Source organism: Pseudomonas sp. LBUM1640 (genome assembly GCF_059716225.1).
Map to the genome: position 1 here is coordinate 6,030,922 of NZ_CP166816.1, position 12,922 is coordinate 6,043,843.

The 12,922-nt window shown below is 59.0% G+C and carries 11 protein-coding genes; 7 read left to right on the forward strand and 4 right to left on the reverse strand.

Features of this window, described 5'->3' with window-relative positions:
• Positions 1–43: 43 nt before the first annotated feature.
• From ACA065_RS26780 to ACA065_RS26790, 3 genes are read left to right on the forward strand one after another with little or no spacing between them, the layout of a single operon-like run.
• Positions 44–742 (forward strand): fimbria/pilus chaperone family protein, encoded by a 699-nt coding sequence (locus ACA065_RS26780; protein ID WP_497692216.1) that lies wholly within the window; start codon positions 44–46, stop codon positions 740–742.
• Between the two features lie 11 nt (positions 743–753).
• A complete protein-coding gene (locus ACA065_RS26785; RefSeq protein ID WP_497692217.1) occupies positions 754–3,192 on the forward strand; it encodes a fimbria/pilus outer membrane usher protein in 2,439 nt (812 codons plus the stop codon).
• Between the two features lie 12 nt (positions 3,193–3,204).
• Entirely contained in the window at positions 3,205–3,804 is a 600-nt protein-coding gene (locus ACA065_RS26790) for a DUF1120 domain-containing protein (RefSeq protein WP_497692218.1), read from the forward strand.
• 335 nt (positions 3,805–4,139) lie between these two features.
• Here the strand turns inward: ACA065_RS26790 and hrpB are convergent, their stop codons facing one another.
• Entirely contained in the window at positions 4,140–6,662 is a 2,523-nt protein-coding gene (gene hrpB / locus ACA065_RS26795; RefSeq protein WP_497692219.1) for an ATP-dependent helicase HrpB, read from the reverse strand.
• Between the two features lie 250 nt (positions 6,663–6,912).
• Here hrpB and pmcY point away from each other — a divergent pair, with 250 nt between their 5' ends.
• On the forward strand, positions 6,913–7,332 hold the full coding sequence (gene pmcY / locus ACA065_RS26800) for a periplasmic Zn2+ metallochaperone PmcY (protein WP_048724598.1): 420 nt from the start codon (positions 6,913–6,915) through the stop codon (positions 7,330–7,332).
• 9 nt (positions 7,333–7,341) lie between these two features.
• Positions 7,342–8,235 (forward strand): cation diffusion facilitator family transporter, encoded by an 894-nt coding sequence (locus tag ACA065_RS26805; RefSeq protein ID WP_497692220.1) that lies wholly within the window; start codon positions 7,342–7,344, stop codon positions 8,233–8,235.
• Here ACA065_RS26805 and ACA065_RS26810 read toward each other — a convergent pair.
• Positions 8,232–9,299 carry a DUF6515 family protein gene (locus ACA065_RS26810; RefSeq protein WP_497692221.1) on the reverse strand — a complete coding sequence of 356 codons (1,068 nt, stop codon included), beginning with the start codon at positions 9,297–9,299 and terminating at the stop codon, positions 8,232–8,234. The genes ACA065_RS26805 and ACA065_RS26810 overlap by 4 nt on opposite strands.
• Before the next feature lie 443 nt (positions 9,300–9,742).
• Between ACA065_RS26810 and ACA065_RS26815 the strand changes: the two genes are divergently transcribed.
• Both ACA065_RS26815 and ACA065_RS26820 read left to right on the forward strand, forming a co-directional pair.
• Positions 9,743–10,222, forward strand: coding sequence for an Lrp/AsnC family transcriptional regulator (locus tag ACA065_RS26815; RefSeq protein WP_003194418.1), 480 nt, complete (start codon positions 9,743–9,745; stop codon positions 10,220–10,222).
• Between the two features lie 204 nt (positions 10,223–10,426).
• Entirely contained in the window at positions 10,427–10,636 is a 210-nt protein-coding gene (locus tag ACA065_RS26820; RefSeq protein WP_025999909.1) for a DUF2788 domain-containing protein, read from the forward strand.
• Here ACA065_RS26820 and ACA065_RS26825 read toward each other — a convergent pair.
• Together ACA065_RS26825 and amn are read right to left on the reverse strand one after the other, a co-directional pair.
• Entirely contained in the window at positions 10,631–11,266 is a 636-nt protein-coding gene (locus ACA065_RS26825) for a pseudouridine synthase (RefSeq protein ID WP_497692222.1), read from the reverse strand. The two genes, ACA065_RS26820 and ACA065_RS26825, sit on opposite strands and share 6 nt — an antisense overlap.
• A 71-nt stretch (positions 11,267–11,337) precedes the next feature.
• On the reverse strand, positions 11,338–12,810 hold the full coding sequence (amn, locus tag ACA065_RS26830; RefSeq protein WP_162232034.1) for an AMP nucleosidase: 1,473 nt from the start codon (positions 12,808–12,810) through the stop codon (positions 11,338–11,340).
• Positions 12,811–12,922: the final 112 nt, after the last annotated feature.

Below are 12,922 nucleotides of genomic sequence, written 5' to 3' on the forward strand. Positions count from 1 at the left end.
TATGTATCTTAATTAGTTTATTTAAACTAGACGGTAATCAACCATGAAGCGTCCCTCTTTCTTAAAGGCCGGGGCCACTGCCCTGTGGCTGGCATCTACTGCTGCCCATGCAACGGGCGTGCACCCTGAGACCTCAGTGGTGATTGTTGAACAGTCGGATGGCGAAAGTGCCATCAACGTAAAGAACACCGATGCCTTCCCGGTATTGTTGCTGACCACATTGATCGACATACCCGACGACCCCGAAAGTTTGTTGATCGTTACACCGCCCGCAGCTCGCGTTGAGCCGGGCAAGACTCAGCGTGTTCGTTTCATCATGACCACTAAAGAGCCCCTGAAAACCGAGAGACTAAAACGCGTCACGTTTGACGGCGTACCTCCCCAGCAAAAAGACCAAAGCGTCGTTCGCACCACGGTGCGCCAGAACTTGCCCGTCATTATCCGCCCTGCTGGATTGGAAAGAGACCTTGCCCCTTGGAAACATCTGACCTGGAAGTTGCAGGACAACAGCCTGACCGTCAACAACCCATCACCTTACGTCGTGCGTCTGGGACAAGGCGTGCAAACCCTTCCGGATAACACCTCTTGGATCCTGCCAAACGCCTACGTGCTTCCTGGGCAAAGCCTGACTGTTAAGCCCGAGAACGGCAAAACAGTGGGAGCAGCCCAACAGATCCGCATATCACCCGCTACGACCTGGGGTTACACCGTCGACACCTACGACGCGACTCTGAGCCAGTAAAGGGGTATTCAGTGCAACAGCCGTATCACCACAACTTCACGAAGTGTCCTCAGAACTGTGTACTCTCGCTCGCTTTGTTAGCAGCCATTGTCGGGGCACCCAAAGCCTATGCAGCAGACAACCCTCATCAGGCATTCGAAACTGAGTTTGACACTCAGGCAATCAACTCACGGGGCGTCGACCCCTCACTCGCTGAGTTGTTTCGTCATGCGCCTCGTTTTCTGCCTGGCGAGAACTCGGTGACGTTGACAGTGAACGGCAGTGCACGTGGAAAAATCACAGCGCGTTTTGATAACAACGGACAACTGTGTGCTGACAAAAGCTTTCAGAAGCAAGCTGGATTATTGTCCCCTCCCGGCTTTAGCGAAGAGATCGCCTGCTTCGATCTAAAAACCGCCTGGCCGCAAACTGAGCTCAATCTCGATCCGGGAGCAGGTCGGGTTGATCTGGTGCTTCCACTGCAGGCCGTCGCCAATCCTGGAACCAAAAGTGGCAATTGGAATCACGGTGGCGTTGCGGGGATGCTCAACTATGAAGGCCAATACCTGGACTCCGCCGGCTCCACAGCAGGCGTAACCTTCATGCAACTGGGGAGCGAAGCCGGACTCAATGTCAACGACTGGATTATCCGTAGTCGTCAGACATTTTCACGCTTTAACGGTGTGGACACGATGCGGCATCAGTCCGCTTATGCTCAGCGCACCTTTACTGGTTCCAAACAGGTGCTTCAAGCGGGGCAGGTCAGTCTGTCCAATTCCATGTTCGGTACCGGTCAGGTGATGGGCTTTCAAATGTTTCCCGAGGCTGCACTCCAAGGCACTCGTGGAGGCCCTGGATTAGTAGAAGGTATTGCCGATAGCCAGTCGGTGGTTGAAATTCGCCAGTCTGGCGTACTGGTGCACAGCACCACAGTTCCGGCCGGCCCCTTCCGGCTGCAGGGCTTCTCGCTGCTCAACACCCGGTCGGATCTGGAAGTCACGCTGACGGGTAGCAATGGTGAAAGACGGCAGTTCACCGTGCCGGCTTCCGCCTTGCTGCTCAACGGTAACGCGGTAGCGCCAGGCCTTTCCTTTGGTGTCGGTAAGCTTGATCAGGAAGGCAGTAGCGAATCGCCCATACTCGCGACTATTGCCAATGGCTGGGTATTGAATCCGCACGCCACGCTCAATGCCGGCCTACTGGGCTCAACCCCTTATCGCGCAGGTGCCATCGGCCTCGACACCCAGCCTTGGGACTCTACGTTGCTGTCGCTGCAAGGCACATTTTCGGAGGATGCCACCCACGACTTCCGGGGGGCGTCGCTCACGGCTTCATTGACCCACAACCTGAGCGAGCGTATCAGCGTGAGCGTCAACGCCAGCCAGCAAACCGACGGTTATCGCGAGCTCAGCGATGCCCTGCAGGATGATGACCTTGAGAGCACTCTTGGGCGCAGCCTTAAACAGGTCGGTGTAGGTTTGGGTTGGTCGACACAGTCGCTCGGTAGTCTGTCGCTCTCAATGGCACGCAGCACGGACTTCAACGGTGATAGCACGGACTATATGCGCGGCGGCTGGAGTAAGCAGTTTGGCCAAGTGTACGTCGGTGCCACCCTGGAGCAGGACACGGGCACGTCGACCACTGATCCCGACACCCGCTTTTACCTGACAGCCAATATTCCCTTCGGCAGCCGCAGTGTCAGCAGTTGGGTCAGAACTGCCAATAACAGCAGCCGTGCAGGGGTGCGATACAGCGACCGTTCCAGCCGGGATCGGGGCTGGAGCCTATCGAGTGAACAGGACTTTCTTAACCAGCGCACCTCAACCAGCGGCGCCATGGATATGGTCACGCCGGTCAGCCAGCTCAGTGGCAGCCTGAGTCACGACTCCGATAACTACAGCTCTTGGTCGGCCCGCGCCACAGGTGCAGTGGTAGCACACGATAACGGGTTTACGCTTTCACCCTACCGCGTAGGAGATACCTTCGGCATCGCCAAGGTTGGCGAAGAAGGAGGAGTAAAGCTCGACACGCCATCCGGCCCAACTTGGACTGATTCAGACGGGTACGCGGTTTTGCCTTCACTCAGCGGCTACAAGCGCTCTTCCATTCAGGTAGACACCCGTAGCCTGGCGAAGAATGTCGACATCGCCAACGCTTACCAGGAAACAGAAGCCGCACGCGGTTCAGTGAACTACATCAATTTTGACGTGGTGCGTACGCGCCGGGTTCTGGTGGATGTCAAGGATGGTCAAGGTAAACCGCTACCACGTGGAGCCAGTGTTTTTAATGAAGCCGGCGATTTCGTAACTGTTGTGGGTGAGAAAGGCAGCGTATTCATTTCCGATGCCGGCAATGGAGGGACGCTGGAAGTGCAGAACTCGGGTAATACCCTTTGCACACTCTTCCTCGCATTGCCGGAGACGGTGAATGGGAATGAACTGTACGAAACCGCCAGCGCGCGATGTCGCTGATAGGAGAACCTGATGAAAATGCTCTTTGTCCCGCTGGTACTAGGATTGGTCTTTGGTCAGTACGCGGAGGCGCACTCGCAATTGATCGGCGAAGCGCCTGGCATCCCCCCTACGCTGCCGGTTGATAGCCGCTGTAGTTTGACCTTGGGAGGCGGTGTCGTTGATTACGGCACCCTGTCACGCTGGCAACTACAGGACGCGCAAACAGGCCGCAACAACGTCACATTCGGCAAGCGAACGGTGTCGCTCAACGTGGCTTGCCCCTACACCCAGAGAATGCTCTTAACGCTGCGCGGGGAGCGTAGCGTCAGAGGGGATTTTCGTTATGGCAAACGCGGCAGCATGATAGTTCGGTTGTTTGACGCTCAAATTGACGGCACAAGCGTACTGATAGCCAGCGCCACGCCCGACGGGATTATCAATGGAACGTCGGGCGACTCGGCCCTGCTCCGACCCGGCGAGAGCTTTGCTGCCATTTCTGGCGGCCAGCTTGCCAAGGGAAAGACCTTCACTGCGCGCTTGGAAATAGACCCAACGCTGCCGGAAGCTGATGCGCGGGTCTCTACACATGAGATTAACGAAGCCACCCTGACGATTGAGCTGATGAACTGAAGTAGAGAGGTTGAACAAAATCGAAGACTGACCTTTCGGCTAGATAGATAATTTTATTTACCGAGACGTGTCCTGCCCTTTATGAATCTCTTGGCGTTGCTAACGCCTTTAACTTTGTAAGCAAATATGCTCCACCGCACAGTCGTTTGTGATGCAATCCACTCCGTCACTAACCCTATATCGGCAGACGCGGTGGTTGCAGTTGCACACCGCAGGTGCCAACCCACTGCGCCAAGGTCGAGCGCGGGATGGCGAGGCCGTGATGCTGAGGTTGTCACGATTAATCAACCTCCACCCAGGCTTGAGCCATCAGGCTCGGTGCACCCATCGGCTATCTAGGTACCTCGCGGCTTAGCCCTAGCGGTGGCTTGCGCAATCAAGGGGTCATCAGGCCAAAAATGCTTGGGGTATCTACCTTTGAGGTCTTTCTTAACTTCGTCATACGTCGACTTCCAGAAGTTTGCTAAGTCCTGGGTGACTTGCACAGGACGTCGCGCCGGCGATAACAAATGGAGCTTGAGTACCTGCCGTCCGTTGGCAATTCGCGGCGTGTCTGCAAGGCCAAACAACTCCTGGAGTCTCACAGCCAATATGGGAGGACGCTCGCTGTAGTCGATTCGAATGTTCGATCCAGAAGGCACACCAATCGTCTGAGGTGCCTGTGCCTCGAGTTGCTGCGGCAACGGCCACGGCAAAAGGGTGCGCAGAATTGATGGCAGGTCGATCTGCCCAAAGTGGCTTAGCCTGGTTACCTTCGCAATGTAGGGGCCAAGCCACTCCCCTAAAGACTCCAGAAGCACCTGGTCACGAAGATCTGGCCAATCACTTGCGCTCCCCTTCTCCAAATCCAGATCCCGCAGAAGCGCTACACGCGCTTGCCACTGGCGTAACTCTGGAGTCCAAGGTAAGAGTTCAATTCCCTTGCGACGGATGTAATTGATCAACGCCTGGACGCGAGCCTCTTCACTAAGATTTGCCAGAGGCGCAGAGGAAAGTATCAACTCTCCAACCTTCAACTGCCGCTCCGCTCGAAGCACGCCTTCCCGCTCATCCCAGTCCAGCTCATCCACCTGACGGACTTGTTCTTTCAGAACGGAGTTGAACAGCTCTTCATCGAAGTCCGCAGCCAAATAAATACGCTCTTCACGTTGGCCTTGGCGACTACCTAGATCAGCGATCACCAACCATGAATGCTTCATCAGCACATCGCTTTCGGTAAACATGGCTGCACGGCCATTGGCCAGACGGTACTCAGCGCCACCAGCACGACGTTGTTGAGCGACACGGTCGGGGTATGCAAGGGCCAATAGAGCTCCCACCCACCGTGGGTGCTCAGGATCAGCCACCGGGTCGGCAATGGGACCGCGCAGATAAGAACGGTATTGCTTGGCAAGCTGCCTAGCACGTTGCGCACCGCCTTGCTCGGAACGCTCGGCACGCTGCTCTCCAGAGACGATTGCAAGGCGACTGTGGATATCCGCTCCGGCGCCACGCTGGATATCACGCTCCCCCAGCAAAGCGGCGATATCACATGCAAGATGTCCAAGGCCGAAAGCATGACCTCGCAGAAGCAGGTGGGCTATGCGCGGATGCGCAGGCAGTTCCGCCATATCTTGCCCATGCTTCGTGAGCGTCCAATCATGACCCAGAGCCCCCAATCGAACCAGAAGGTCGCAGGCTTGGGAATAGGCCGCCGCAGGTGGAACATCCAACCATTTCAGATCAGTGGGCTTTACCCCCCATCTGAACAGTTGCAGAGCTAATCCAGCAAGGTCGGCCTGCTGTACCTCAGGAGTACCGTAGCCTGGCAGTTGATCATGCTGGGCCTCTGACCACAGGCGATAACAAACACCTGGCTCGAGACGACCCGCACGTCCCGCTCGTTGAGTCGCGCTCGCTTTCGATATCCGTTGCGTGTCCAATCTGGTCATTCCGCTACGCGGGTCGAACCTAGGCACACGCTCGAGTCCCGAGTCGATTACTACTCGAACACCTTCGATAGTCACGCTGGTTTCAGCAATGTTGGTGGCCAGCACAACCTTTCGCTGTCCTGCAGGAGGTGGGTCAATGGCAGCTCGTTGCGCGCCAAGCTCGAGCTCTCCATGCAAAGGGCACAGCAGCACATCTTCTCGATCACCCAAGCGATCTTTCAGAGACTGATGTACTCGTCGTATTTCGGCCTGCCCAGGTAGAAACACCAAGAGACTTCCACCTTGTTCTTCTAGGGCATCCAAGCATGTCTGAACCACACGCTGATCAAGATAATCACTTGCTTGATACGGAGCTCCCCAGATCGTCGTGACCGGGAACATACGGCCTTCACTCGTAACGATGGGCGCATCGTCGAGTAATCGAGATAGCCGTTCTCCCTCCAGCGTTGCAGACATCAACAACACTTTGAGAGGAACATCGTCTCGCAGCATCTCACGGCCATTGAGGGTCAGTGCCAGCGCTAAATCTGCATCAAGATTACGCAGATGGAATTCGTCGAAGATGACCAGGCCCACTCCTTCGAGGGAGGGATCAGTCTGCAGGCGGCGAGCAAGAATGCCTTCGGTGACCACTTCGATGCGCGTATTGGGGCCGACTTTGCTGTCGAGGCGGATGCGATAACCGACGGTTTCGCCGACCTTCTCACCCAGCTCACTGGCCAGGCGTTCGGCGGCAGCGCGCGCGGCCAGGCGCCGAGGTTCGAGCATCAAGATGGTCTGCCCGGCCAGCCACGCCTCGTTCAACAGGGCCAAGGGCACACGGGTAGTTTTACCGGCGCCGGGGGGCGCTTCCAGCACGGCTTCATGGCGAATCGCCAAGGCGTCACGCAGGGCAGGTAAAACATCATCGATCGGCAACGAATTCATACTGGCTCCAAAGCAGAGCGGCGAGTATAACGGCGAACTGCCGGATGCCGATGCTGGTCTCAAAAACACCGCCCAATCCCACGGGTAACGCGGTTAAGTGTGGGAGCGGGCTTGCTCGCGAAGGCGGTGTATCAGTCGACACATGTATTGACTGACACGCCGTCTTCGCGAGCAAGCCCGCTCCCACATTGGATAGTCGTCTGGTAGATCTGGCTTATAGTCACCTTTAACTGTGTTCAGGAGAGTTTTCATGCGTATCGCTTCCCGTGTCATCGGCGGTGTCCTCGCCGTCACCCTGCTGAGCCAATTGACGGCCTGCGGTTCGATTTTCTACCCGGACCGCCGTGGCCAGATCGACGGCAAGATCGACCCGACCATTGCCGTACTCGACGCCGTAGGCCTGCTGTTCTACGTGATCCCGGGCTTGATCGCGTTTGGTGTGGACTTCGCCACCGGCGCTATCTATTTCGAGCCGGGCAAGACCGCCCAAGTCGCCCCAGAAAAACTCCAGGAAGCCATCGGCGCCGACGGCAAGGTCGACAACGCCAAGCTGCAAACCATCATTCAAAAGGAAACCGGCCGCACCTTGCCGCTGGATGACCCGCGCATGATTCAGTTCAAGGGCAGCGTGCAACAACTTGCTTCCCTGGGCCTGCAACCCGCTGCCTAAGGACCGCTTATGACCAGCAGTCCCGAACACGCCAGGCTCCTGCGCCTGGCCACCCGCGCGTCGGTGGGCGTGGCCTGTGCGCTGATTATCACCAAGGCCATCGCCTGGTGGTTCAGTGGCTCGGTGAGCATGCTCGCCGGGTTGACCGACTCACTGCTCGATGGCGTGACCTCGCTGCTGAATTTGCTCGCAGTGCATTACGCGCTGCGCCCGGCCGATGATGATCACCGCTATGGGCACGGCAAGGCGGAATCGCTGTCGGGCATGGCCCAGGCGCTGTTTATCGCCGGCAGTGCGGTGTTGATCGCGTTCCAGGCGTATCAGCGCTTGCAGCATCCGGAGCCGGTCGGCGCGCCTTGGCTGAGCATCGGCGTGATTGTGTTTTCGCTGGTGATGACGGTGGCGCTGCTGATGCTGCAACACCGGGTGATCCGCGAAACCGGCTCCAACGCCGTGCGCGCGGACTCGCTGCACTACCGCTCCGACTTGATGCTCAACGGCAGCATCCTGGTGGCGCTGGTGTTGGCAGGGTTTGGCTTCCATCAGGTGGACGCGTGGTTTGGCCTCGGGATCGCCGCGTACATTTTGTGGAGCGCAATCCAGATCGCCCGAGAAAGCTTTGCGGTGTTGATGGATGAAGAGCTGCCGCCGGATGTGAGCCAGCACATGCTGGAACTGGCGCGGGGGGTGCCGGGCGTGTTGGGTGCGCATGACCTGCGCACGCGGATCTCCGGCAGCCACTGGTTTGTGCAGTTGCACCTGGAGTTGCCGGGGGAATTGTCGCTGTCAGTGGCCCACGGCATCAGCGACCAGGCCGCCGATGCCATTCACGCCGTCTACCCGCGCGCCGAAGTGCTGGTGCACGCCGACCCGCGGGAAGTGGTCACGGGCAATAAAGCCTAGTACTGCACCTGATAGCCGCGACTGGTCAGGCAGTTGCCCTGGGCCTGGCGGTAGGTTTGCACCACCGCCGGGTCCGGGGCATAGGTGACGGTGCGTGGGTCGAAACCACTTTGCTGCACGGCCCAGCGATAACAGTCATAACCGTCCTGCTGCACCTGAGCCGGTGATTGGCCGTTGGCCGGGTAGGCAATCACGTCATACCCGTTGCCCTGCGGCGCGGGTTGCGGCGCCGGCACTTCGGTCGGCGGCTGCACCACCACGTATTGCTGGGTGGCGTTTTCGTACGTGTAGTAGGAACCGGCCGCGAGGAAAAACAGCGCGCTGCCCACCCACACTTCCCGCGCATAGTCCGGCAGGTATTGCACGCGGATGCCGTACGGCGGCGTCACCACCACATAGCGCGGGCCTTGCGGACGATACCAGTAGCCGCCGGAGAAGAAGTAGTCCTGGCCACGGTAAGGCACGCGGTAATTGCGGTCGGGGAAACGGTCAACCATATAGCCCGGACGGTATTGCGGGCCAGGGCCCCAGCCGTTGCCATGCCCATTCGGGCGGCCCGGCCAGCGGTTGTCATTGGGGTGGCCATTGTTGAAGCCGCCACCGTTATTACCCGGGCGCGAACCGGGGCCGCCGGCCTCCCAATGCGGGTTGCCGTCGTTGCGTCGTGGGATGTCGCGGTAGTAACCCTGGCGCGGTTCCTGGGTCTGGCGAACGGTGTCCGGGCGGCCCTGGATCGGCAGGTTATTGGCTGGCGCTGGCGCTGGTCGGGTCTGCTCGGCACCTTGCGGGCGGCCTTGCCACTGCCCGCCGCCGCGCTGCTGTTGCTCGGCGCGATCAAAGTGCTGGTTTTGCGGGCGCGGTTGGTTGTTTTCCGGACGCGGTTGAGTGTTCTGCGGGCGTGGTTGGTTATTTTGCGGGCGCGGCTGTTCGTTACCTTGCCGTGCGCCTTCCGGGCCTCTTTCATGCTGACCGCCGCCTTCAGAGCGCGGGTCGTCGGCCATTACGTGCGTGCCGACGCTAATCATCAGCAAACCTACACCTGCCATACGCCAGATGCGCTTCATGCTATTCCTCACTGCGGATAAGGGCCTAGAACGTCCGGCCTCATAGATGAGACTGGAAAAGCCTCGCCCGGTTCTGAGACAGGTTATCAGTCACGAGAAGTATTTTTTCGGGTAAAAGCGCAGGCAAAGAAAAAGGGGTGACCCGTCGGCCACCCCTTGAGAATTTCGTCCGTGCTCAACGCTTTTGACGTTGGCTCACCTCACGCCGTCTTGTGGACAGTGTGCAGCCTGGAGGCCGGCTCAACCCTGCTGGGGCGGCGGCCGCAGCAGGCCTGATTGGGCTCGCTGCAAGTGGACTGTTGTCCAGGCGGTGATTCTGTTGGTAATCATAGGCGCGCCGCGCCGACAGATGATTGCGAAGATTGCGTCAATAAACAGTGCTTGCGCAATTTTTAACCCTTCATAGATAATTCGCCGCAATAGTTACGACAAAGGCCAACCCAATGAGCAAGCTTGACCGATACGACCTGAGTATTTTGGCGGAATTGCAGCGCGACGCGAGGATCTCCAACCAGGAGTTGGCCGAGCGCATCGGCTTGTCGCCGTCGCCCTGCTCACGCCGGGTCAAGCAGCTTGAGGACGATGGTTACATCGCGCGCCAGGTCGCGTTGCTTGATCGCAAGATGCTCGGCTTGAGCCTCACGGCCTATGTGCTGATCGGCATGGACCGCCACACGCCCGAGCGCTTCGAGAACTTCGAAGCCGCCATCCGTACGCTGCCGCAAGTGCTGGAGTGCAGTTTGGTGACCGGGATGGATGCTGACTATCAGTTGAAAGTAGTGGTGCCGGACATGGACCACTATCAGAAACTGCTGCTGGGGCATTTGACCCGTATTGAAGGCGTGACCAGCGTGCGTTCGAGCTTTGTGCTCAACCAGGTGCTCAACAGCACCGAGCTGCCGCTGACGCATCTGCGTACCTGATCTCAAAAACGATGCATACCCCCTGTGGGAGCGGGCTTGCTCGCGAATGCGGTCTGTCAGTTAATGAGGATGTGACTGATGCACCGCATTCGCGAGCAAGCCCGCTCCCACATTTAGACCCTGTACGACGCAGGTCAATGTAGCGCCCGCCACACCGCCTTATACTTGCCGCCTGCCCTGCCGGAAACTTCTCACATGAACAACATCGACCCCGCCCTCTTTGAAGAATGGATGATGACCGGCCTGGTCACCATTCTGATCATTTTCATGGGCTTTATCGTCTGGGACCTGGCAAAGAAGTCCAAGGCCGGGCGCTTTGGCTCGTTCATCCTGTTTTTCGTTCTGGGCCTGGGCGTGGCCGCGTTCATCATCAAGAGCGTGGTGATCGGCCTGATCGAGTCCGGCGCCTTATAAACGCGCCGGCACTTCCTTCCATTGGCCTTGGTCGAGGCCATCAATCGACCAATCACCAATGCGCACGCGTACCAGGCGCAGGGTCGGCAAGCCCACCGCCGCCGTCATGCGCCGTACCTGGCGGTTACGCCCCTCACGAATTACCAGCTCCAGCCAGTGGGTTGGCACGCTTTTGCGAAAGCGCACGGGCGGGTTGCGCGGCCATAACTCAGGCTCGTCCAACTGCCGGGCCTCGGCGGGCAAGGTCATGCCGTCGTTAAGCTCCACACCATCACGCAGGCGCTGCAGCTGCTCCTCGGTCGGCTCGCCTTCGACTTGTACCCAGTAGGTTTTCGCCAGCTTGTGCTTGGGGTCGGCAATCCGCGCCTGTAACTGGCCATCGTTGGTCAGCAGCAACAGGCCTTCGCTGTCACGGTCCAGGCGACCGGCCGGGTAAATGCCGGGGATGTCGATAAAGTCCTTGAGGGTCGCGCGCCCGCCTTCGTCGCTGAACTGGGTCAGTACGTCGAAGGGTTTATTGAACAGGATCAACTTCGGCTCGGCCGGCGGTGCCTTGGCAACACGACGAGGCGCGGAGTACGGAGGTTTCACGCCAGGGCGGCGCGAATCGGGACGGGTGGGACGAGACATGGCAAAAGAACATCTAACGGTCAGGACCGACAATGCTAGTGGCCTGACCGTTAAATGACCATCCCAACCGCTTAGCGGAACGGCGGCTCGTCGAAGCTGCGCAGTTTGCGCGAATGCAACGAGTTGAGTTCGGTGCGCAGCAGGTCCACCGCCTCGATGCCGATCTTCAAGTGCTGGCTGACCGCGCGCTCATAGAACGCGTTGGCCGAACCCGGCAGCTTGATTTCACTGTGCAGCGGTTTGTCCGAGACGCACAGCAACGTGCCATACGGTACGCGCAAGCGGTAACCCTGGGCCGCGATGGTGCCGCTTTCCATGTCCACGGCCACGGCGCGGGACAGGTTGATCAGCGGCCGCTCCTGAGCCCAACGCAGCTCCCAGTTACGGTCGTCGTAGGTCAACACGGTGCCGGTGCGCAGGCGTTTTTTCAGCTCTTCGCCTTTCTCGCCGGTGACGTTGGCCGCCGCTTGCTGCAAGGCCATCTGCACTTCGGCCAAGGCCGGGATCGGAATGTTCGGCGGTACCACGCGGTCGAGAATCCCGTCGCGACGCATGTAGGCGTGGGCCAACACGTAGTCGCCGATGGTCTGGGATTGGCGCAGGCCGCCGCAGTGGCCGATCATCAGCCAGCAATGCGGGCGCAGCACGGCCAAGTGGTCGGTGATGTTCTTGGCGTTGGACGGGCCGACGCCGATGTTCACCAGTGTCACGCCGTGGCCGTCGGTGGCTTGCAGGTGGTAGGCCGGCATCTGGTAACGGTGCCAGACCACGCCTGCGGCAATCGCCGAGGCTTCGCCGTGGTCCATGCTCTTGTCGATGATCACGTTGCCCGGCAACACCATGCGGATAAACCGTGGGTCGCTGCGCAATTGCTCCAGGCCATGCAGGATGAACTGGTCAACATAGCGGTGGTAGTTGGTCAGCAAAATCCACGGCTGCACATGGCGCCAGTCGCTGCCGGTGTAATGCACCAGGCGGCGCAGGGAAAAGTCCACACGGGCGGCATCGAACAGCGCCAGGGGCAGCGGGTCGGTGTTTTCCCAGTCGTAGAGGCCATCGGCAATGCCGTCGGTGGCGGCGGACAGGTCGGTGCTGGGGAACACACGCGCCAGGGTCGCGGCAGTCACGCCGGAACCGGCCAGTTCGTCGCCTTGCTCCACTACGTACGGGTAGGGAATGTTCTGTTGGCTGACGCCGACTTCTACCGTCACGGTGAAGTCGTGCATCAGCGGCACCAATTGCTCCAGCAAATACTTACGGAACGCGGCGGGATGGGTGACGGTAACGCTGTAGGTCCCCGGCAACTGGACCTTGGCATACGCCCGGGTAGTCTGTGGGACTTCGCCGTGGCAGTGGTAGGTCAGACGCAGCTCCGGGTAGCGAAACAGTGCGCGTTGTTCGGCGTCGGGTTCGACGCGGTCCTTGAGGTATTGCTTGAGGGCTTGATTGAGCGCACCCGTAGCACGCTCATGCAGAGCCGCCAGCCGGTCCACGGCTTCTTCGGCGGTTTGAACGACAACAAAAGCTTCGGTCACGGTAAGCATCCTGTGTTCTGACTTGCAGGCCTTTATCTTGCCTGTATCCCGGCCGCACTGAAACAGTGGGATTGGAATGCGGTTAATAATGTGGGAGCGGGCTTGCTCGCGAATGCGGTGT

What these genes read in the sequence shown, in the direction of transcription:
- ACA065_RS26780 (WP_497692216.1), top strand. Translation starts at nt 44, where the DNA reads ATGAAGCGTCCCTCTTTCTTAAAGGCCGGGGCCACTGCCCTGTGGCTG.
- ACA065_RS26790 (WP_497692218.1), top strand. Translation starts at nt 3,205, where the DNA reads ATGAAAATGCTCTTTGTCCCGCTGGTACTAGGATTGGTCTTTGGTCAG.
- hrpB (WP_497692219.1), bottom strand. Translation starts at nt 6,662, where the DNA reads ATGAATTCGTTGCCGATCGATGATGTTTTACCTGCCCTGCGTGACGCC.
- pmcY (WP_048724598.1), top strand. Translation starts at nt 6,913, where the DNA reads ATGCGTATCGCTTCCCGTGTCATCGGCGGTGTCCTCGCCGTCACCCTG.
- ACA065_RS26805 (WP_497692220.1), top strand. Translation starts at nt 7,342, where the DNA reads ATGACCAGCAGTCCCGAACACGCCAGGCTCCTGCGCCTGGCCACCCGC.
- ACA065_RS26810 (WP_497692221.1), bottom strand. Translation starts at nt 9,299, where the DNA reads ATGAAGCGCATCTGGCGTATGGCAGGTGTAGGTTTGCTGATGATTAGC.
- ACA065_RS26815 (WP_003194418.1), top strand. Translation starts at nt 9,743, where the DNA reads ATGAGCAAGCTTGACCGATACGACCTGAGTATTTTGGCGGAATTGCAG.
- ACA065_RS26825 (WP_497692222.1), bottom strand. Translation starts at nt 11,266, where the DNA reads ATGTCTCGTCCCACCCGTCCCGATTCGCGCCGCCCTGGCGTGAAACCT.
- amn (WP_162232034.1), bottom strand. Translation starts at nt 12,810, where the DNA reads ATGCTTACCGTGACCGAAGCTTTTGTTGTCGTTCAAACCGCCGAAGAA.